General features: G+C 40.6%; 18 protein-coding genes and 1 other RNA gene. 9 read left to right on the top strand and 10 right to left on the bottom strand.

Features of this window, described 5'->3' with window-relative positions:
* Positions 1–124: 124 nt before the first annotated feature.
* Entirely contained in the window at positions 125–802 is a 678-nt protein-coding gene (locus ACMX2I_RS11510; RefSeq protein ID WP_087993875.1) for a lysozyme family protein, read from the top strand.
* 88 nt (positions 803–890) lie between these two features.
* Here the strand turns inward: ACMX2I_RS11510 and ACMX2I_RS11505 are convergent, their stop codons facing one another.
* Positions 891–1,427 carry a DUF420 domain-containing protein gene (locus tag ACMX2I_RS11505; protein ID WP_087993876.1) on the bottom strand — a complete coding sequence of 179 codons (537 nt, stop codon included), beginning with the start codon at positions 1,425–1,427 and terminating at the stop codon, positions 891–893.
* Positions 1,428–1,563: 136 nt separating this feature from the next.
* The gene (locus ACMX2I_RS11500) at positions 1,564–2,346 is read right to left on the bottom strand and encodes a VLRF1 family aeRF1-type release factor (protein WP_087993877.1); all 783 of its coding nucleotides are present in this window, start codon (positions 2,344–2,346) and stop codon (positions 1,564–1,566) included.
* A 174-nt stretch (positions 2,347–2,520) separates the two neighbouring features.
* Here ACMX2I_RS11500 and ACMX2I_RS11495 point away from each other — a divergent pair, with 174 nt between their 5' ends.
* The 5 genes from ACMX2I_RS11495 to desR all read left to right on the top strand — a co-directional run bounded on the left by ACMX2I_RS11495 (position 2,521) and on the right by desR (position 8,528).
* Positions 2,521–3,018 carry a hypothetical protein gene (locus tag ACMX2I_RS11495; protein WP_414956999.1) on the top strand — a complete coding sequence of 166 codons (498 nt, stop codon included), beginning with the start codon at positions 2,521–2,523 and terminating at the stop codon, positions 3,016–3,018.
* Positions 3,019–3,081: 63 nt separating this feature from the next.
* Positions 3,082–4,059, top strand: a complete 978-nt coding sequence (locus ACMX2I_RS11490; RefSeq protein WP_414956998.1) for a S66 family peptidase — start codon at positions 3,082–3,084, stop codon at positions 4,057–4,059.
* Positions 4,060–5,619: 1,560 nt separating this feature from the next.
* On the top strand, positions 5,620–6,675 hold the full coding sequence (desE, locus tag ACMX2I_RS11485) for a fatty acid desaturase DesE (RefSeq protein WP_414956997.1): 1,056 nt from the start codon (positions 5,620–5,622) through the stop codon (positions 6,673–6,675).
* 121 nt (positions 6,676–6,796) lie between these two features.
* Positions 6,797–7,909, top strand: a complete 1,113-nt coding sequence (locus ACMX2I_RS11480; RefSeq protein WP_087993834.1) for a sensor histidine kinase — start codon at positions 6,797–6,799, stop codon at positions 7,907–7,909.
* A gap of 19 nt (positions 7,910–7,928) precedes the next feature.
* Positions 7,929–8,528, top strand: coding sequence for a two-component system response regulator DesR (desR, locus tag ACMX2I_RS11475; RefSeq protein ID WP_394716178.1), 600 nt, complete (start codon positions 7,929–7,931; stop codon positions 8,526–8,528).
* A gap of 33 nt (positions 8,529–8,561) precedes the next feature.
* Here the strand turns inward: desR and ACMX2I_RS11470 are convergent, their stop codons facing one another.
* From ACMX2I_RS11470 to ACMX2I_RS11435, 8 genes are all read right to left on the bottom strand, one after another.
* Complete coding sequence (locus ACMX2I_RS11470) at positions 8,562–10,151, bottom strand: solute:sodium symporter family transporter (protein ID WP_414956996.1); 1,590 nt, start codon at positions 10,149–10,151, stop codon at positions 8,562–8,564.
* Positions 10,152–10,333: 182 nt separating this feature from the next.
* Positions 10,334–11,197 (bottom strand): LysM peptidoglycan-binding domain-containing protein, encoded by an 864-nt coding sequence (locus ACMX2I_RS11465; RefSeq protein WP_414956995.1) that lies wholly within the window; start codon positions 11,195–11,197, stop codon positions 10,334–10,336.
* A 247-nt stretch (positions 11,198–11,444) separates the two neighbouring features.
* Positions 11,445–13,220: a DNA helicase RecQ gene (recQ, locus tag ACMX2I_RS11460; RefSeq protein ID WP_087993838.1), complete on the bottom strand. Its 1,776-nt coding sequence runs from the start codon at positions 13,218–13,220 to the stop codon at positions 11,445–11,447.
* A gap of 141 nt (positions 13,221–13,361) precedes the next feature.
* Positions 13,362–13,548: non-coding RNA, 6S RNA (gene ssrS / locus ACMX2I_RS11455), on the bottom strand.
* 229 nt (positions 13,549–13,777) lie between these two features.
* Positions 13,778–14,404: an FMN-dependent NADH-azoreductase AzoJ gene (azoJ, locus tag ACMX2I_RS11450; RefSeq protein WP_148961599.1), complete on the bottom strand. Its 627-nt coding sequence runs from the start codon at positions 14,402–14,404 to the stop codon at positions 13,778–13,780.
* A gap of 151 nt (positions 14,405–14,555) precedes the next feature.
* Entirely contained in the window at positions 14,556–15,047 is a 492-nt protein-coding gene (locus tag ACMX2I_RS11445; RefSeq protein WP_414956994.1) for a TraR/DksA family transcriptional regulator, read from the bottom strand.
* Positions 15,048–15,265: 218 nt separating this feature from the next.
* Positions 15,266–15,610, bottom strand: a complete 345-nt coding sequence (locus ACMX2I_RS11440; RefSeq protein ID WP_003220141.1) for a PH domain-containing protein — start codon at positions 15,608–15,610, stop codon at positions 15,266–15,268.
* Between the two features lie 349 nt (positions 15,611–15,959).
* The gene (locus ACMX2I_RS11435) at positions 15,960–16,163 is read right to left on the bottom strand and encodes a DUF6501 family protein (RefSeq protein ID WP_350273078.1); all 204 of its coding nucleotides are present in this window, start codon (positions 16,161–16,163) and stop codon (positions 15,960–15,962) included.
* Positions 16,164–16,393: 230 nt separating this feature from the next.
* Here ACMX2I_RS11435 and dhaS point away from each other — a divergent pair, with 230 nt between their 5' ends.
* From dhaS to ACMX2I_RS11420, 3 genes are all read left to right on the top strand, one after another.
* Entirely contained in the window at positions 16,394–17,881 is a 1,488-nt protein-coding gene (gene dhaS / locus ACMX2I_RS11430; RefSeq protein WP_414956993.1) for an aldehyde dehydrogenase DhaS, read from the top strand.
* 101 nt (positions 17,882–17,982) lie between these two features.
* A complete protein-coding gene (locus ACMX2I_RS11425) occupies positions 17,983–19,881 on the top strand; it encodes a prenyltransferase/squalene oxidase repeat-containing protein (RefSeq protein ID WP_414956992.1) in 1,899 nt (632 codons plus the stop codon).
* Positions 19,871–20,716: a superoxide dismutase gene (locus ACMX2I_RS11420; protein WP_414956991.1), complete on the top strand. Its 846-nt coding sequence runs from the start codon at positions 19,871–19,873 to the stop codon at positions 20,714–20,716. The genes ACMX2I_RS11425 and ACMX2I_RS11420 overlap by 11 nt, the downstream gene beginning before the upstream one ends.
* Positions 20,717–20,731: the final 15 nt, after the last annotated feature.

The raw sequence follows: 20,731 nt of genomic DNA, 5'->3' as shown, positions 1-20,731 counted from the left end.
TGTATTCCAATTCAATCTCATAGTTTAAATTTATGTTTCAAATCAGGTTTTTACTTGGTCTGATATACCGTTCTGTGTCATAATAAAAAGGTCATATTGCTTCAAACATTAAGGGTGAAACACAGTGAAGAAAAAGAGAAAAGGCTGTTTCGCTGCTGCGGGTTTTATAATGATTTTTGTCTTTGTCACCGCCTCTTTTTTGTTGATGTTGCTTTTTTTCAACCGGGATTTAATCAAAAAACTTCCGATCGATACAAAAACGATTGTTTTGGAACGTTTAACCGATTATAAACCGCTGGTGGAAGACGAGCTTGAAAATCAAGGACTCTCTCATTATACATCACTCATACTTGGCATGATGTATCAGGAGTCAAAAGGAAAAGGCAATGATCCCATGCAGTCCTCTGAATCTCTGGGGTTAAAACGCAATGAGATAACAGACCCTCAACTCAGTGTTAAACAAGGCATCAAGCAATTTACCCTCATGTACAAGACCGGTAAGGAAAAAGATGTGGATTTGGATACCATTATTCAAAGCTATAACATGGGGGCAGGTTACATTGATTTTGTAGCTGATCATGGAGGCGCGCATACTGAGGAATTGGCAAAACAATACTCCGAGCAGCAAGTCAAAAAAAATCCCGATTTGTATACTTGCGGGGGAAATGTGAATAATTTCCGCTATCCGTATTGCTACGGTGATTACACGTATGCAGAAAAAGTAAAAGAAAAAACAAAAACTGTTGAAGAATCTTTACAGGTTGCAACACTTGAAACTATGGAATCAAAGGCTCATGAATAGGAGTCTATCAATTTATTGGCAAAAGCCCAACTGATTTGGGCTTTTGCCATATTTACAAGCGCAAAAAAAGCCATACTCAGTATGGCTTTTAATAATACGGTGATATCATCAGATATACTACAACGCCTGTAAGGCTTACATACAGCCACAGAGGCATTGTCCATCTGGCTATTTTTTTATGGCGCTCCACCTGCATGCTGAAGCCTCTGATTAGTGTAAATAGCGCAAGCGGCACAATGATTGCAGAAAGGAAGATATGCGTAATTAAGATAAAGAAGTAAATCGAACGCATAATACCTTCTCCGCCATACAGCGTATTCTCTGCAATCGAATGGTAAACAACATAACAAATCAAAAATAGTAATGTTGTAGTGAAAGCGGCTAAAATAAAGCGTTTATGAGCTTTAATGTTTTTCTGTTTAATCATAATCAGCGCGGCCAATAAGAAGATAAACGTAAAGCTGTTGAATATCGCATTCAGCATAGGCAAAATGTGAATATTCGCATGGCTGAACTGATCTAATTTAGGCATAAAAAACAGCACTGCGATTAAACCGTTAATCAGAACTGTCAGCGTAAGGACAATCCCCGTATAATTTTTTGGTTTATTTTCTGTTTGATTCATTTGATGACCTCTCCTATTTGTACTGGCTATCCAAATCGTATGCAAATTCGAAGAGGTTGTCAACGTTTTCGTATGCTTCGTCAGAAATTAGACACACTTCAAAGGCCGGCGGCTTGTAGCCCCGGCCCTGTTAGGTTCACGCCTCTTTGATTAAATGCTCAATGGCCTTATGTTCATTTTCATTCAGAAGGTTCTTTTGAATTTTTGAATGAATCGGTTTATTCATATGCTGATCCAAAATATCCGCTGTTTCTTTATCACCGGCGATGACCATTCGTTCCCATCTTTTCGCGGCCGCTTTTTGATCAAGGTTGGCAGCCAGCCGCTTATACAGTCTTGTCTGGTTCTCTGTTACATGTTCCCTCATTCGGTCCTCTTCAAACGGTACCGCTTTTTTTGCAGAGGAATGGCGATTCTCCCACGACTCATTGATGATATCATACTCATAATGCTCAACCGCCTCAATTTCACCTAATACGGTTTCAATAATTTTCACTTCATGCTGCTGAGTTAAAATAAACGCCGTACTTGGGTACGTTTGGCGTAACCCTTTTAGCTGGTCCAGAACAGCTGTTTCTTCCCAGTAAAATCTTGTTTCTACAGGGATTTGAAGCTTAATTGGTTCCCATATACCGCTATCGGAAACAAAAAACACGAGACTGCGGGGCATGTCTTTTCCCATTTCATTGAGGTGTTGCTCAATTTTCGTTCTGATACCTTGCAGACACTTCTCTTCCTCTGGATCACTTGCTGCCAAATACTCTTTTAATCGGCCGAATCCTGACTTTAGGGCAATCTTCCATTCTCCCCCCTGCTGCTCTGGATCTCTCATGTCTGTATTAAGATATAGGGAGAGAATTTTATCGGGCGGTTCCAATTGGACATACTTTAATTTCTTAATCAATGAATCAATCGCCATTCTGATTCCTCCTTTTTCAACAAGTTAGTTTTCTTTTTCCTCTCTTAGAAACGATCAAACCTTACTTTGCGCTAATTTCTAGTAATAATGGATTTGTTATTTACAGACGCCCCTCTTATCTAATACAATTGGTAACTGTGTTTCTAAAACTGTTTTTTTGAAAGGAGTTTGATCTTGTTTACTGTTAAAGAAAAAAATCGCGAAGAACTTGAGGAAGAACTACATGATTTAGAATTTCAAATTTACCGCATGCAGGAGAATATGAAGGATCTATCTAAAGATGCCAAAGTGCTTGGTATTGATCAATCGAAACATGAAGAATGGATGATTGTTTCATCGATTGATGATGGCCAAACATGCAAAATTATGCTTACTGATTGTAAAACGGCTTACAGAGGTAAAGACTCTTTTTCAATTGTAGCGTCTTACAAGGAAGATGCCATTCATATCGGCGACATAAAAGGCCCTCCGAATCAGGGGTTTGGTTCTATTTGCATGAAATATTTAAAAGATATCGCCAGAGACCACAATATCCCGAAAGTCACCGGCGACATTGCCAAGCGTGATTGGAATCATGTAGACCGGCTGATTCATTTTTATGAAAAACATCAATTCCAAGTATGCGTCGATCATGATACACAATCAGGCAGCATTAAGTGGGTTGATTTGTAAAAAGGCCTGGAAGAACGAGCCAAGATGTGCTGTAATGGTGTAAAACCATTGATGGAGGAATCTATGTACGCCTCAAAACTGAAAAAGGGAGACGAAATCCGGATCGTGTCTCCCGCGACCAGCATGTCTAAATTATCAAATGAAGCAAAAATTCAAGCAAAAACCACATTAGAACGCTTAGGTTATCGAGTAACCATCGCTGAACACGCAAATGAATGTAACGAATTTGATTCATCCTCTATCGAATCAAGAGTTCATGATCTGCACGCTGCCTTTTTCGATCCAGGTGTCAAAGCGATTTTAACGACACTTGGAGGTTTCAATTCAAATCAGCTGCTGCGCTATCTTGATTTCGAAAAAATCAAACAGCATCCAAAACTTCTGTGCGGCTATTCCGATATAACGGCCCTCGGCAACGCCATTTATCAAAAAACGGGTCTTGTTACGTATTCAGGTCCCCATTTTTCAACATTTGCAATGAAAAAAGGGCTCGATTATACAAAAGATTATTTTCTTTCTTGCTGCGCTTCGGACGACCCGTTTCAGATTCATCCTTCGAGCGAATGGAGCGATGACCGCTGGTATTTGGATCAAGAAAACAGGCACTTTTATCCTCATAACGGCCCTGTTGTGATTCAAGAGGGTTATGCGGAAGGCACTTTGATTGGCGGAAACCTATGCACGCTTAATTTGCTGCAGGGAACGGAGTATTTTCCAGAAACAGAAAATACGATTTTATTGATAGAAGATGATTATATGTCAGACATCCACATGTTTGACCGCGATCTGCAATCACTCATCCACCTCCCCGCTTTTTCTCATGTGAAAGCGATTTTAATCGGCAGATTTCAACAAGCATCAAATGTATCAATAGAGCAGGTAACAGCCATGATTAAAACAAAAAAAGAATTATCCGGCCTCCCAATCATCGCAAATATAAATGCCGGACACACCTCGCCAATTGCCACGTTTCCTATAGGGGGAACATGCAGGGTTGAAGCTGTTGCGGGTACATCACGAATATGGATCGACAAACATTAATCAGCTTGTAAATTTTTTTACAAGCTTTTTTAGCCAGTTGTTTGTTTTTCTTCTTCACAACAAATTCATCACCTTCAACTTGTTTACCTTTATGTACGTTTAACAGTTTATTCCGTGGTCAGCTATATTTTCTGGCATTTGATCAATTAATTCTAATAGAGGTTCAACATGCCTTTCCATCTTTTCGCTTCTGCATTAACCCGTTCAGAAGAAACATAATTAGAAATTTCTTCTGCGTTAGCCATAGGTATTGTAACTAGCAGCGAAAAATAAAGAGAAACATATTAAAATGACCAACTGTTAATTTTTTTCACGATAAAACTCCTTTATAATATTTTAGTACATATTAAATAATTGGCGGTTCGTTTGTGAAAAAGTTTGTTTTTTCGATACTATTGATAGTTGTAGGTTCATTTATTATTAATATGTTCGCAGATAATGAATGTATTTCAACAATAGTTATTATTATTGGACTAATCGCAATTATTAGTATGGCCATGGTTTTAAGAATTACTTATGGTAGGTCTCTGAAAAAGTAATTCTCCCTAAAATCGGTGTAATTATAATAAACAAAATCGACTCAAACGTTGAGGGGGTTTGATAATAAGATATAACTCCAACTATAGTTAATATTATTAATATAACTAAGATGCTCCATAATGCTACTTTAACGCCTTTTGTCATATTAAGACCACTCCCTGTTTAATGGGCTATTGTACCGTCACAACACTTGCCCATTTTTTTAAATTAAATTCTTCCTTTTGCTGTCACAAAAACAAAGGGAAAATATAGACGGACTGGATGGCAGCTTAGAATTTATAGATATTTTTCTAGTCCAATAAAAATGAGAATGAAGGAGTTGTGATCGCGCTGATAATTGAGGATTACAATTCCAACGATTGAGCCCCAAGCAAAGTCTGAGAAAAATGACAAAGATGGTATAAAAATAATCGTTGCTAACGCTGATTTATAAGTTTCTTCAAAATGATATCCTCCTTTCGAAAAATGAATTACAATAAAAATGGTAATTTCATTAAATTTAACTAAACCGCGGAAGGTGGTACTGTGAGCAAAGATCATTCTTCAAAATTCATTAAAGCAATTCAGTATCTCACCCTTATTGGAATAATTCTGTTGATTATTCCGTCTGGTCTTAATCCTTGGTATTTGAACTTTGTTCTTATATTGTTTGGAATCAATATTAGTGTTCGATCAGTTGCTCTTTTGAAATCTGGCAGAAAGACTGAATTTGCAGTTACTCTGGTAGCTTGTTTGTTTTGTGTAGTGTTTGGTGTTTTTAGAATGTTTTTATAGGTTGAGGAAAAGGCGGGCTCAATGTCTGCTTTTTTTATTCACCAAATAAGAGGCGTCCGGATCGCTCTGAAATCACGGTAACACATAGTTTGGATATACAGGTTTAAAATTCCATAATCATCCGAGATGCAAGCCGCACGAGGAGCCATGACAAATGTCATATATGATGCATGATGTGTGCTACTACAAAAGCCTTCTCTGATTAGCGTATACTTAACCGAGACACACAATGAGAGGATACTTACTATGACTGAACAAACCATTGCACATAAACAAAAACAGCTGACAAAGCAAGTCGCTGCTTTTGCTAAACCCGAAACAAAAAACAGCCTGATTCAGCTTTTGAACACGTTTATCCCTTTCTTCGGACTGTGGTTTCTTGCTTATTTCAGCCTCAATGTCTCCTATCTCCTTACGATAGCATTAACAGTAATTGCCGCAGGATTTTTGACGAGAATTTTTATCATCTTCCATGACTGCTGCCATCAATCATTTTTCAAACAAAAGCGCTTTAACCATATTCTCGGTTTTGTGACCGGTGTCCTGACTTTATTCCCTTACCTTCAATGGCAGCATAGCCATTCGATTCATCATGCGACAAGCAGCAATCTGGATAAACGCGGGACAGGTGACATCTGGATGTTAACAGTAAACGAATATAAAGCTGCATCTACACGAACAAAGCTTGCATATAGGCTTTATAGAAATCCGTTTATCATGTTTATTCTCGGACCGATTTATGTTTTTCTGATTACTAACCGTTTTAACAAAAAAGGCGCAAGACGTAAAGAACGTGTAAACACATATCTTACGAATCTGGCAATTGTGGCATTGGCTGCTGCTTGCTGTCTGATCTTTGGCTGGCAATCGTTTTTACTGGTGCAGGGCCCTATTTTTCTAATTTCAGGTTCAATCGGGGTTTGGCTGTTTTATGTGCAGCATACCTTTGAAGATTCTTATTTTGAAGCAGATGAAAACTGGAGCTATGTCCAGGCAGCTGTGGAAGGCAGTTCATTTTATCAACTCCCGAAACTGCTTCAATGGCTCACAGGCAATATCGGGTACCACCATGTTCACCATTTGAGTCCAAAGGTGCCTAACTATAAGCTTGAAGTTGCTCATAAACATCACGAACCATTGAAAAACGTACCGACAATTACCTTAAAAACAAGTCTGCAGTCACTTGCATTCCGCCTTTGGGATGAAGATAAAAAACAATTTGTATCATTTCGGGATATCAAACATATCCCTTCCAGCCCTCCGCCTGATTCAACAGAAAAACAGAAACTGCGGAACGCCTGATGATGAAGGAGGTCTTCTCTTATACACAAGAAGGCTTCCTTTTTATTGTTCGAGGGTGCATTCTGGCTTTCGCAATGATAAAGTTACATGTAAGATGAAAAGTTGAAAATGAGGGAATATCATGATAAAAAAACATTTTACATTTCAAAAACTAAGCGGGATTACGCCTTATATATGGACGATATTTTTCATCCTTCCCTTCTACTTTATATGGCAATCATCATCTACATTTGTTATCATCATCGGCATCATTTTGACGCTTTTATTTTTTTCGATATATAGATTTGCTTTTGTCTCAAAAGGCTGGGCCATTTATTTGTGGGCGTTTTTATTAATCGGCATTTCAACAGCCTCCATTACGCTGTTCAGTTATATTTATTTTGCTTTTTTTATCGCTTATTTTATTGGAAACATAAAAGAACGTGTCCCTTTTCATATTTTATATTACGTCCATTTAATAAGCGCTGCCGTCGCAGCCAATTTCAGCCTCGTATTAAAAAAAGAATTCTTTCTGACTCAAATTCCTTTTGTCGTCATTACCCTCATCAGCGCGATTTTATTGCCGTTCAGTATTAGAAGCCGCAAAGAACGCGAACGACTCGAAGAAAAACTCGAGAATGCAAATGAACGGATTGCTGACCTGGTGAAATTAGAAGAGCGGCAGCGAATTGCCCGTGACCTCCACGATACACTTGGGCAAAAGCTTTCTCTAATCGGTTTAAAAAGCGACTTGGCGAGAAAATTGATATACAAAGACCCTGAACAAGCAACACGTGAACTAAAAAGCGTTCAGCAAACTGCAAGAACTTCTTTAAATGAAGTCAGAAAAATCGTATCTTCCATGAAAGGCATCCGGCTCAAGGATGAAATCATAAACATCAAACAAATTCTCGAAGCAGCCGGCATTACGTTTATCTACGAGGAAGATCAATTGCCGGATAATATCTCATTGCTTAATGAAAACATATTAAGCATGTGCTTAAAGGAAGCTGTCACTAATGTCGTCAAACACAGTCAGGCTAAGACCTGCCGAGTCGACATTCAACAGCTCTGGAAGGAAGTTGTCATTACAGTCACTGATGATGGAACGTTTCAAGGTGAAGAGAAATACTTTTCAAAAGGACATGGCCTGCTTGGCATGAGAGAACGGCTTGAATTTGCAAACGGGAGCCTACACATTGATACAAAAAACGGCACCAAGCTTACCATGTCAATTCCTAATAACTCAAAATAAACAAAAAAGGATGGCTTACATGATTAGTATATTTATTGCGGAAGATCAGCAAATGCTCTTGGGCGCTTTAGGATCACTTCTGAATTTAGAAGACGATATGGAAGTTGTCGGCAAAGGTACAAACGGTCAAGATGCTGTTGATTTTGTCAAAAATCATCAGCCTGATGTATGCATTATGGACATTGAAATGCCCGGAAAAACGGGGCTTGAAGCTGCTGAGGAGTTAAAGGATACAGGCTGCAACATTATTATCCTCACCACTTTTACCAGACCCGGCTATTTTCAGAGAGCCATTAAAGCCGGCGTTAGGGGCTATTTGTTAAAAGACAGTCCGAGCGAAGAGCTCGCGAGCGCCATCCGAAGCGTCATGAACGGAAAACGCATCTATGCACCTGAGCTGATGGAGGACATATACAGCGAGGCTAACCCTCTTACAGACAGAGAAAAAGAAGTGCTCGAACTTGTGGCTGACGGTAAAAACACAAAAGAAATCGCTCAGGAACTCAGCATCAAAAGCGGGACGGTGCGAAATTATATTTCAATGATTCTTGATAAACTTGAAGTGAAAAACCGAATAGAAGCCATTACCCGGTCAAAGGAAAAAGGCTGGTTTAAATAAAAAGGATCTTGGCAGGTGCCAAGATCCTTTTTGCTAACCCGCAATTCCCCATGGTGAAAACACAAGGTACGTCGCCGCAACTAAAATCAGAATGATACAGGACGCCAGCTTTACGTGCTTCCAAGATGTTATATCCACTTGCGGGTTGTGATCGAGCTTATAGTCCGTTTCCCTGGGATACAGCTTTCCTGTCAGAAGCATCACAGCCACTGAAAATGGAAAGAGTACGGCAAGGATGTATAGAAAATGAATGTGCCCTAAATAGATTTTTGATAAGCCATATAAAACAATATGGGCTGGTATAGCTATTTTCACAGCTAAAGCCGGCACTTTTTTTGTAAAGAAGCCAATGACGATCGCTGCTAATATCGGAACATTAAAAAATCCGAACATCTCTTGAAGATAGTTGTACAGCCCTGATGGCGCATATAAAATAAAGGGTGCGATGACAATCGATACCAGCCCGAGAACCGCGACAAAAATCCGCCCTGTTTTGACGAGATCAGCGTCATTTGCATGAGGCTTAAAGACCGGTTTGTATATGTCCAGAGTAAACAACGTAATGGTACTGTTCAGAGAGCCGTTAAACGAGCTTAAAATCGCTCCGAATAAAATAGCAGCGAATACACCGGTAAGCGATGCCGGCAATAAATCGACGATCAGCCGGGGATATACACTGTCAGCATTTTTAATCCCGCCTCCATATAAATGAAAGGCAATCACTCCGGGGACGACTAAATAAAACACGCCAATAAGTTTAAAGAAACCTGCTAAAAGAGCGCCCTTTTGTCCTTCAGCTAGATTTTTCGCTCCTAATGTCCGCTGAACAATCGCTTGGTTAACAGCCCAATAAAAGAGATTATTCACTAATAGTCCTGTTAAAATCGTCGGCCACGGCACATCCGCCGAATTGCTGATATCAATTGAATTGAGTTTGTCTGTATGTAAAGCCGTCAGTTGTGCAACTCCGCCCCTAAAGCTGCCTTGTCCGACTGCAAGAACTCCTAATATCACAATAAAAAAACCGCCTAAAATTAATCCGATTCCGTATATGGCATCTGCTGATGCAGCAGCTTTCAATCCGCCAAAAAAAATATAACAGCAGCTCGTTACGCCAATGATTAAGGATATCAGCAAAACAGCCATAAATGTGCTGATGCCAAATGTATCTGTAATGCGGAAGACTTGATTTAACACGAGAGCGCCTGAATACAGTACTGTCGGCAGGAATGAAACAGCGTAGCCGATGATAAGCAGCACCGAAACGATCTGTCTTGTTCTTTGATCAAACCGCTTCTCTAGAAAATCAGGTATGGTAGTAATTCCTGTTTTTAAATAACGAGGCAAAAAGACAAGCGCCAGAAAAATTAACGCAAGCGGCGCACTCGCTTCCCATGACATCGCTGTCATAGATCCTGCATAGCTTTGTCCATTTAACCCAACCATCTGCTCTGTTGATAAATTGGTTAACAGCAGCGAGCTTCCGATATATAACGCAGTCAGACTTCTTCCTCCGAGAAAATATCCATCGGACGATTGCAAGTTAACCTCCTTTGTTCTCCGCCATGAAAATAGAAATATCCCGATATTGATAACCAGAAAAGATACAATAATCCAAAGCAACAGTCAGCAACTCCTTCTGCAAAATAGTTAGATGATAGGGACATATACCATCTACCCATTTTTCACACGCGAAAAACATCAGGACCGCTTTTCTTTTATCAGCATAAGATAGAAACATCTTTACACAGAACGAAAAAAAGACACAAGCCAAAAGCTCGCGTCTTTTATCACAAACTATATGATTAGTTTAAGATTTTTACACTTACAGTTTTGACGCCCCAATTGGATGCATCACTTTTATTTGGTACAAATACATCGATTTTGTTACCTTTAATAGCGCCGCCAGTATCTCCTGCTGTTGCTTCACCGTAGCCTTCAACATAGACTTTAGAACCTAGAGGAATCACATTAGGATCAACCGCGATAACTTTCGCGTTCGGGTTCTTATTTAAGTCAATGCCTGTTGCTGTAACGCCGGAAATGCCGCCGTCGTTAGCAGTGTAAGCAGTAGCAGTAACTGTTAGTTCTTTTGAAGCTTCTTGATGATTTGTATTTGATTGAACAGCCTTTTCTTCTGTAGGAACAGAAGTTTCTGCTGCAGCCTTTGTTTCTTGTTTTGGTTGTTGTTGAACTGTTTCTTGTTTAGGTTGCTCTTTTTGCACAGCTTCTTGTTTTGTTTGAGTTTGAGGTGCGCTTGTTTGCGTATTCTCAGTAACTGCGTTTGCTGCTGTTGCCTGACCTTTTACTGAAAGTGTAGATCCAGCATAGATCATATCAGAGCTTAGGTTATTCCAAACTTTCAGGTTGTTGACAGTCGTTCCGAATTGTTGAGCAATCTTTGTCAGCGTGTCTCCCGCTTTAATTGTATATTGCCCGGTAGTGGTTGTTTCTTCTGAAGAAATGGTCAGTTTTTCTCCTGTAATGATTTGATCAGAAGTTAACTTGTTCCATTCTTTTAAGTCCTTTAGGTTCACTCCGTTTTTCTGAGAGATTCCCCAGAGCGTATCACCCTTTTGCACCGTGATTTCTTTTGCAGAAGCGTGAGCTCCGAATGCAGTTGATGAAAGTGCAGCAACTGCTACAAAGGACATAATCGTCTTCTTCATAAGTAAATCCTCCCTTGTTAGCTTTTTATTGGCGGCTAACAGGTGCTATCGTAACACACGTAAATGTCAAATCAATAACAAAAAGATATGATTTAGATTACAGTTCCTTTACATGAAGGATTTCTCTCGGCTGGAAAGACTTGCTGAACCCCTGATATAATAGGCTTCGCAAGTCTTTTTAATCTGAGGCAAAAAAGAGAAAATAAAATGTGTTTTTTATAGAAAAAAAGATTGATTTTCTGTTTTTTTAGTCTGTCACCCTTGCATAAGCTTGTATTTCTTGTAAAAAAAGCCGTCCGTATTTTGCTCTTTTTTGTTCTCCGACTCCTTTTATAGACAAAAGTTCCTCGTCATTTACGGGCTGTTTGCCTGACATTTCTTTTAACGTTTGGTCAGAGAAAACAACAAAAGGCGGAACACCCTGCTCTGCCGCAATATCTTTGCGAACCATGCGCAGACGCTCAAACAGCTCATCATTTTCAGTAATCGCTGCCGCTTTTAATGCTTCTTTTCTTGTGACTGATAATTCCCCTCTCAGTACATTCCTTCCTTTACTGCTGACTAAAAGAGTCGGAAACGTTCCATCTGACATTCTAATGAAATCGTCAGAAATAAGAAATTCGATAAAATCACTGATTTCCCCTACTGATTGGTGTTTTAATATCCCGTATGTTGAGAGATCGGTAAAGCCGTTTTCAAGAACTTTTTTATTTCTAGATCCGGCCAGCACCTGTGCAACCATCGTCTTGCCAAACCGTTCTTTCATGCGAATGATACACGATAAGACCATTTGCGCCTCTCGTGTCACGTCATGGGCCGTTCTAGTATCAGTACAGTTTCCGCACTGTCCACACGCATCAGGCTCCTTTTCTCCAAAATACATAAGGATAAAACGCTGCAGACAATCTTCCGTGTGACAATAGTCGACCATTTGTCTCAGCTTTTTCAAATCCTGCTTTTGTTTCTCTTCATGCTCTGATTGTTCTATTAAAAAACGCTGTACCATAATATCCTGCGGTGAAAACAGGAGAACACATTCACTTTCAAGACCGTCCCGCCCAGCTCGTCCAGCCTCTTGATAATAGCTTTCCATATCTTTCGGAATTTGGGCATGCAGCACAAATCTAATATTGGATTTATCAATGCCCATTCCAAAAGCAGAGGTTGCCACCATAACCTGCAGCTCATCATTAAGAAATCTTTCCTGCTGCTCTTTTCTCACATCGTCAGCCAAGCCCCCGTGATACCGCCCTGCACTGATCTGATTTCGTTTCAGTTTCTCATAAATCCGATCAGCTTCTTTTCTGGTCGCTGTATAGACAATGCCTGCTTCATGTTTGTTGTTTTGCACATATTCATCAATAAAACGATCTTTATTTTCTCCTTTTGCTACTTTAAACGTTAAATTGTCTCGGGAAAATCCGGTATATACCGTATGATCTTTTTGAATATGCAGCTGTTTGCAGATATCCTCATGAACTTCGGGTGTGGCCGTTGCTGTTAATGCTATGATGACAGGTTTGTCATGTAATTCTCGGAATAATATTTCAATATTTCTGTAGCTTGGCCTGAAATCGTGTCCCCATTGAGAAATACAGTGAGCCTCATCTATTGCGACTAAAGGAACATCAATGCCCTGCAAAATCCGAATAAACTCTGTAGATGTTAATCGCTCCGGTGTAATGTAAAAAAGCTTATAAGCCCCTTCTTTGAGCCCGTTCAGCCTCTCATATATTTCCTGATTGGATTGTGTGCTGTTAATGTAGGCAGCATTAATTCCCGCTTCTTCTAACGCATCGACTTGATCCTTCATCAAGGAAATCAACGGAGAAATGACGATCGTTGTCCCTTCAAACATCAGGGCCGGAATTTGATAGCAAATCGATTTGCCTCCTCCCGTCGGCATAATGCAGGCCGTGTTTTGCCTCGCTTCCGTCACCGAGCGGATCGCTTCCTCTTGGCCGCTGCGAAGCTTTTCATAGCCAAAATAATGGGCCAGAAGGGATTGGGCTCTATGTAACATAACGTGTAAACCTCGCTTTTTCTTGAATTTCTCCCATCATATCATAAAAAAGTGCTCTTCATTTCTTTCAAACAGAAACTGAATTTTCACGATATCAAGCTTTTTTAGATAAAATAAAAAGCCATTTCCAAAAAGGAAATGGCTTTCGCTACGTCTTGCCGTATGCAAGTAAGAAAGTTTTAAACCACCACTCCTCAAAGTGGGTGTTTGCAGAAGCGTTCCTGTCGTCCTCTACAATGGAGGCGTGACATTCCGGCTTCGATATAAAACTCCCTATTACAGCTTAAAGGTTAAAACTTAATTAACAATACGCACAAAGTAGCTTCTTTTATATAGTACATCATCAGCTGATTTTTATCAAGGGGCCAGAACAATTGTTCAGAAAAACTTTTTCCAGCGATTAAAACTGCTTTTTCGCTATTATATATGACAATTTGACAAACACAAAATATATTACAATAAAAAAACAGCCTTTTTCGCTAAGAGGAATGATCACTTTCTTCTATATAATATGTAAACAAAAAACTCCTATCACAACGATAGGAGTTTTGGCATAATTAGAATTTTGCAGCAAGATCTTTTGCTTCTTGTAAACCTTTTTCAACGATTTCTTGTGCTTGATCAGGCGCTGCGTTATGTCCTTCGATGACAACTGTGTGCAAGTCTTGAACACCCCAGAAACCAAGAACTGTTTTCATGAAGTTTAATGACATTTCAAGTGCAGCCATTGGTCCTTCAGAATAAACACCGCCGCGCGCGTTAAGAAGCGCAACTTTTTTGCCGCCCATTAAACCAACTGGCCCTTCTTGTGTGTATTTGAATGTAACGCCTGCACGAGACAGGTAATCAACATAAGTATGAAGCACTGCCGGCACTGTGAAGTTCCAAAGCGGGAATGCGAAAACAACTTTGTCAGCTTTTACAAACTGATTCAGATATTTGTCAGCAATTGCTGCTTGTTTTTTCTCTTCTTCTGTCATTTCCATTCCTTGACCTGCTTTAAATGTTCCGTTAATCATATCTCTTCCAAGGTAAGGAAGGTTTTCTTTATGAAGATCTAATTCAACCACTTCATCCGCAGGGTTGTTTTCTTTATAAGCAGCTAAGAAAGCTTCGTAAAGTTTAGTTGAAACGCCTTCTTCAGCTGTACGGTCGCTTGTTTTTACAAATAATACTGTAGACATTTGTATTCCTCCCGGTAAACTTTTTATATTTACTTACTAATAGTATGTTACTTTCTTTTTCACTAGAAGTCAAACATTTTATTTTAAATATGAGATTTCTCCCCAAAAAAAAAGCAAGTACATCTACTATCGGTGTACTTGCTTGCCATTTTCACTTCGAATCTTGTTCCCGATCCAAAATTTCATACGTCTGAGAGCTTTTTTGATCAACTGTTTCTTCATTGGATAGATCTTTTATCTGTTCGTGAAACTCTCTTTCAAATGACGGAGCATCTGTCTCCAAATCATCCTCCGCATCAGCTTGAGCTTCAACTGTCATTCTTGCATAGGGAACAGCTTCAAGCCTTTCATAAGGAATGTCTTGGCCAGTTTTTTCACATACTCCGTACGTTCCGTCTTTCATTTTTTGTAACGCATGGTTGACCTCTTCCAACAGCTCCCGGTCAATTTCTCTCACCGTTTGGTCTGTCATCCGATCTGTGACGAGCGTGCCGTGATCTCCCATATGGTTGTCAATTCCATTGGAAAGCTCCCCCACTTCTTCCGTCATTGATTTTGTTTCCTTTTTTTCGTCAGACAATTCTTTTTGCATATCGAGCAATTTATGGTAGAGATGCTGTGTTTGTTCTTTTGTCAGTGCCATGTGTATCCTCTCCTTTCTATCCTGATTCCCGTTTTGCCGCCTGTCAAACATGGGAACTTTGATAGAAAGTTGAGCTGCTGCTTTTTTGAACGAATCGTAATCGCAGGCGGTAATGATATTTCAGGTATTCTCTTTTTGAGGTACACAGTATGTGCACTCTGCTCTGTTTTTATATAAAAAAAGCCTAACCATTTTTGAACGGCTGGCTCATCAAATATTCAGCTGCACAAGTGCTTTGTCAGCACCGCTTGAACTTCGCTTAAATCGGTGTCTTTTGCAAATTCTAATTCAAAGGTTTTGCTTCTTGTCATCAACAATAATCCAGTGTCGGGATCAAACATGCCCGCTTCTTGGATCGCAAAGCTTTCAATTGTTTTATATGGGAGAAATACACGAACCTTCTTTTTAGAAAACATCTTATTGTCAAAGAAAATGATCCGTTTATTTGTAAAGCAAATTTGATCAACTCGGAGCTTATAAATCGATTCTATTCTTTCCCCTTCAACAAGCAAAGCTTCAAGCTTCTTTGCGTCTGTTGATCTGCTAACAGAAAAAATACCCAATGAAGAACCCCTCTTTCTGCATTTATCTAATTGTTTTAACATTCATTACATAAAAATAAGTCCTTTATCCCTATATAAGAATACGACATAGAAGACATTTAAACCATTACGAACAGATTACATTTTTCAATTTTTTGATTTGTTTTCCGTCTTTTATGCTGTTGCATCAAGTAATACGCACGTACAAAGAAAAAAGTTTCAATATTCAGCAGTATTTTTTGAAAAATTGGTTTTTTACGTTTTCTTGAATTTTGTTTTATTTTTCCTGTTTTAACCATAAAAAAACCGCAGCCCAACTGCGGTTTTATATTTCATTAAATTTTCTGCTCATATTTTAAGGATTCAGGCATTAAACCTTTTCGAAGTATTCTTTATAATAGCCGCCGACTTTATTCGTATTGTCGATCACAAACAGAAACTCCTCTGTTTCATTTTTCACTTCATATTCTTTTCCCGGAGTTAAAACGCGGTTCACGATATATTTTTTTGCGTTTGTCTGCACACATTTCACCTTTTTGATTGTTTCTTTTTCAAGCCAATTGTTATGAATCATAAATGAAATCTCCTTTACTGATCTATAAGCTTATTGTAGCTTTTTTCTTTTGTAAATTGCAATATCGGTTATTCATTGATTTTGACTTGTTTTCTATTATAGAATGTTTGTATACGCTTACTCTTACAGCAAATGTCATATCTTCTTTCTGCTATTGAATCAAGGAATCCATGTGCTATCACCAAGAATCTCAAAACAGACCATAAAAAATGACTGGAGGTTTGTTACGAATGAGTTCTTTAACGATGCAAGTGACGAAAAGGCTGGAGACATTTTTGCAGGGAACAAAGAAGCTTTATATTGACGGAAAGTTTGTTCCGAGTGCCTCAGGGGCAACCTTTGACACTCCCAACCCGGCGACCGGCGAAACCTTGATGACGCTGTATGAAGCCCAGGCTGCGGATGTAGACAAAGCGGTTAAAGCTGCCCGCAAAGCCTTTGACCAAGGCGAATGGAGAACCATGTCTCCAGCTTCCAGAAGCAGACTGATGTATAAGCTGGCAGACTTAATGGAAGAACATAAAACTGAGCTTGCTCAGCTTGAAACGCTTGATAACGGGAAACCGATAAACGAAACGACGAATGGAGATATTCCGCTGGCTATTGAGCATATGCGCTATTACGCCGGCTGGTGTACAAAAATAACAGGACAGACGATCCCGGTTTCCGGCGCCTATTTTAATTATACGCGCCATGAGCCTGTCGGCGTCGTCGGCCAGATCATTCCATGGAATTTCCCGCTCCTGATGGCGATGTGGAAAATGGGTGCGGCTCTTGCGACAGGCTGTACAATCGTGCTCAAACCGGCTGAACAGACACCGCTTTCAGCTCTTTATTTGGCAGAATTAATTGACCAAGCCGGCTTCCCGGACGGTGTCATTAATATCATTCCGGGATTCGGTGAAGATGCGGGAGAAACGCTGACGAACCATGAGGCGGTTGATAAAATTGCCTTTACCGGTTCCACTGAAATCGGAAAGAAAATCATGGCCACCGCTGCGAAAAGCATTAAGCGGGTTACATTGGAGCTGGGCGGAAAATCACCTAATATTCTTCTGCCGGATGCCAATTTGAAAAAAGCCATCCCAGGCGCTTTAAACGGTGTGATGTTTAACCAAGGCCAAGTCTGCTGTGCGGGGTCGCGTGTGTTCATTCATAAAGACCAATATGATGAAGTTATTGATGAGATGGTGTCCTATGCTGAATCACTCCGCCAAGGAGCGGGACTTCATAAGGATACACAAATCGGGCCTCTCGTGAGCAAGGAACAGCACGAACGGGTTCTTTCCTACATTCAAAAAGGAAAAGACGAAGGAGCAAAAGCAGTGACTGGCGGAAGCTGTCCTTTTGAAGAAGGGTATTTTGTCGCACCGACAGTGTTTGCGAATGTTGAAGACGAGATGACGATCGCAAAAGAAGAAATTTTCGGACCGGTGCTGACTGCGATTCCGTATGAAACAGTCGATGAAGTCATTGACCGAGCGAATCATTCAGAATATGGACTTGCGGCCGGACTGTGGACAGAGAACGTCAAGCATGCCCACTATATCGCGGACCGTCTTCAAGCGGGAACCGTCTGGGTGAACTGCTATAATGTGTTTGACGCGGCGTCTCCGTTTGGCGGTTATAAACAGTCAGGGCTCGGACGAGAAATGGGATCATATGCCTTAGATAACTACACAGAAGTCAAAAGTGTATGGATTAATCTCGAAGACTAACATGCATGTCAAAAAAACTGCTGCCAGCCAGCAGTTTTTTTTCTTTCTGTAATGGCGGCAAAAGACGCTGAATATATATGCTTCTGAAGGAGTTGAGCGTGATGAGCACACTTCAGAAGAAAGTGAGGCGTTTTCAAAATAAAACCGTTTCAGAGTTAAAAGACAGGCAAAATGCTGATGGTTCGTGGACATTTTGCTTTGAAGGACCAATCATGACAAATTCCTTTTTTATTTTGCTCCTCACCTCACTTGATGATGGTGACCATGAAAAAGAACTGATATCAGCGCTTGCAGCCGGCATTCGTGAAAAACAGCAACCCGACGGCACATTCATCAATTATCCCGATGAAACGAACGGAAATCTAACGGCTACAGTCCAAGGATATGTCGGAATGCTGGCTTCAGGATGTTTTCACAGATCTGACCCGCACATGAGAAAAGCAGAACAATTTATCATCGCCCATGGCGGACTGAGGCAGGTTCATTTCATGACAAAATGGATGCTTGCCGCCAACGGGCTCTATCCTTGGCCTGTATTGTATTTACCATTATCGCTCATGGCGCTTCCCCCAACATTACCGGTTCATTTCTATCAATTCAGCGCCTATGCCCGAATTCATTTTGCTCCTATGGCTGTAACACTTAATCAGCGATTTGTTCTTAAAAACCGCAATATCCCATCTCTTCGCCATCTCGATCCGCACATGACAAAAAACCCTTTCACTTGGCTTCGATCTGATGCTTTTGAAGAAAGAGATCTCACATCTATTTCGTCACATTGGAAACGTATTTTTCATGCACCCTTTGCTTTTCAGCAGCTAGGCTTACAGACAGCGAAAACATATATGCTGGACCGAATTGAAAAAGACGGAACATTATACAGCTATGCGAGCGCAACCATATTTATGGTTTACAGCCTTCTGTCACTTGGTGTGTCGCGCCACTCTCATGTCATCAGAAAGGCATTGAAAGGCCTTAAATCGCTAGTGACAGAGTGCAGCGGGATTCCTTATCTGGAAAACTCTACTTCCACTGTTTGGGACACTGCTCTGATCAGTTATGCCCTTCAAAAAAACGGCGTGGCCGAAACAGACGGCCCTATTACAAAAGCAGCTGCCTTTTTGCTAGACCGCCAGCATACCAAAGTAGCGGATTGGTCTGTCAAAAATCCGGATGCAAATCCCGGCGGCTGGGGATTTTCAAACATCAATACAAACAACCCTGACTGTGACGACACTGCAGCCGCATTAAAAGCGATTCCCCGCAGTTATTCTCCTTCAGCTTGGGAGCGAGGAGTGTCTTGGCTTTTATCGATGCAAAACAATGACGGCGGATTTTCAGCTTTTGAGAAAAATGTGAACCATCCTCTGATCCGCCTTCTCCCGCTTGAATCCGCTGAGGACGCGGCAGTTGACGCTTCAACCGCCGACCTTACCGGACGTGTGCTGCACTTTTTAGGCGAGAAAGCAGGCTTCACAGAAAAACATCAACATATTCAGCGCGCAGTGAACTGGCTTTTCGAACATCAAGAACAAAATGGGTCATGGTACGGGAGATGGGGTGTTTGCTACATATATGGCACATGGGCTGCTCTTACGGGTCTGCATGCCTGCGGGATTGACCGGAAGCACCCTGCTATACAAAAGGCCCTGCGCTGGCTCAAATCCATACAGCTAGATGACGGCAGCTGGGGAGAATCCTGCAAAAGCGCCGAAGTCAAAACGTACGTCCCGCGCAATAGAGGAACCATTGTACAGACAGCCTGGGCTTTAGACGCTTTGCTCACATCCGAAAACCCCGAACACCCATCTGTGGTGAAAGGTATGCAATATCTTACTGACAGCAGTTCTCATGGCGTCGATAACCTGGTGTATCCAACAGGGATCGGATTACCAAAGCAATTTTATATCCGCTATCACAGTTATCCATATGTATTCTCTTTGCTGGCTGTCGGGAAATATTTGAATTCTATTGAAAAGGAGACAATAAATGAAACGTGAATCTTATCAAACAGAGATGTTCAATTGGTGTGAAGCCCTTAAGGACCAGATTCAAAAGCGAGGAGAGCTTGATCAGTTTGAAGATCAAATCGACAAGATGATAGCAGCACTGGAAGATGACCAAACAACAGAAGAAGATTGGTATAAGCAGGCTGCTGCTCTTTATCGGGATATTACAGAATCAGCGGATGCAAATGAAAGACGCGCATATGTCCCTATAGGGAAACATGTGCTTCCAAAGCTTCCGTACAAATATTCCGCCTTAGAACCTTATATTTCACGCGACATTATGTTCCTTCATCATACGAAACATCACCAAAGCTATGTTGACGGTCTGAATAAAGCAGAAACAGAACTTAAAAAAGCAAGAGCGACAAAGAATTATGACTTGATCACTCATTGGGAAAGAGAGCTTGCATTCCATGGAGCAGGCCATTATTTACACAGTATTTTCTGGTTTTCGATGCATCCAAACGGAAAACGGCGTCCTACAGGAGCATTGTTCCAAATGATTGATCTTTCATTTGGAAGCTATTCCGCTTTTAAAGAACATTTTACTCAGGCCGCAAAAAAAGTGGAGGGTGTCGGCTGGGCCATCCTAGTCTGGGCGCCTCGATCGGGACGGCTGGAGATTTTAACGGCAGAAAAGCACCAGCTCTTCAGCCAATGGGATGTGATTCCTCTTTTAGCGCTTGACGTATGGGAACATGCCTACTATTTGCAATATAAAAATGACCGGGCGAGCTATGTCGATCACTGGTGGAATGTCGTGGATTGGCGTGAGGCAGAAAAACGTTTTGAACAGGCAAAAGAAGTCGTTTGGAAACTCTATTAAAAAAAGCCCCCTTTT

The sequence above is a fragment of the Bacillus sp. SW14 genome, from assembly GCF_047608225.1.
Lineage (GTDB): Bacteria > Bacillota > Bacilli > Bacillales > Bacillaceae > Bacillus > Bacillus subtilis_G.
This window is presented reverse-complemented; position numbering and strand designations above follow the sequence as displayed.

What these genes read in the sequence shown, in the direction of transcription:
- ACMX2I_RS11435 (WP_350273078.1), bottom strand. Translation starts at nt 16,163, where the DNA reads ATGATTCATAACAATTGGCTTGAAAAAGAAACAATCAAAAAGGTGAAA.
- ACMX2I_RS11505 (WP_087993876.1), bottom strand. Translation starts at nt 1,427, where the DNA reads ATGAATCAAACAGAAAATAAACCAAAAAATTATACGGGGATTGTCCTT.
- desR (WP_394716178.1), top strand. Translation starts at nt 7,929, where the DNA reads ATGATTAGTATATTTATTGCGGAAGATCAGCAAATGCTCTTGGGCGCT.
- ACMX2I_RS11465 (WP_414956995.1), bottom strand. Translation starts at nt 11,197, where the DNA reads ATGAAGAAGACGATTATGTCCTTTGTAGCAGTTGCTGCACTTTCATCA.
- ACMX2I_RS11480 (WP_087993834.1), top strand. Translation starts at nt 6,797, where the DNA reads ATGATAAAAAAACATTTTACATTTCAAAAACTAAGCGGGATTACGCCT.
- ACMX2I_RS11420 (WP_414956991.1), top strand. Translation starts at nt 19,871, where the DNA reads ATGAAACGTGAATCTTATCAAACAGAGATGTTCAATTGGTGTGAAGCC.
- ACMX2I_RS11490 (WP_414956998.1), top strand. Translation starts at nt 3,082, where the DNA reads ATGTACGCCTCAAAACTGAAAAAGGGAGACGAAATCCGGATCGTGTCT.
- recQ (WP_087993838.1), bottom strand. Translation starts at nt 13,220, where the DNA reads ATGTTACATAGAGCCCAATCCCTTCTGGCCCATTATTTTGGCTATGAA.
- ACMX2I_RS11425 (WP_414956992.1), top strand. Translation starts at nt 17,983, where the DNA reads ATGAGCACACTTCAGAAGAAAGTGAGGCGTTTTCAAAATAAAACCGTT.
- ACMX2I_RS11445 (WP_414956994.1), bottom strand. Translation starts at nt 15,047, where the DNA reads ATGGCACTGACAAAAGAACAAACACAGCATCTCTACCATAAATTGCTC.
- dhaS (WP_414956993.1), top strand. Translation starts at nt 16,394, where the DNA reads ATGAGTTCTTTAACGATGCAAGTGACGAAAAGGCTGGAGACATTTTTG.
- ACMX2I_RS11500 (WP_087993877.1), bottom strand. Translation starts at nt 2,346, where the DNA reads ATGGCGATTGATTCATTGATTAAGAAATTAAAGTATGTCCAATTGGAA.
- desE (WP_414956997.1), top strand. Translation starts at nt 5,620, where the DNA reads ATGACTGAACAAACCATTGCACATAAACAAAAACAGCTGACAAAGCAA.
- azoJ (WP_148961599.1), bottom strand. Translation starts at nt 14,404, where the DNA reads ATGTCTACAGTATTATTTGTAAAAACAAGCGACCGTACAGCTGAAGAA.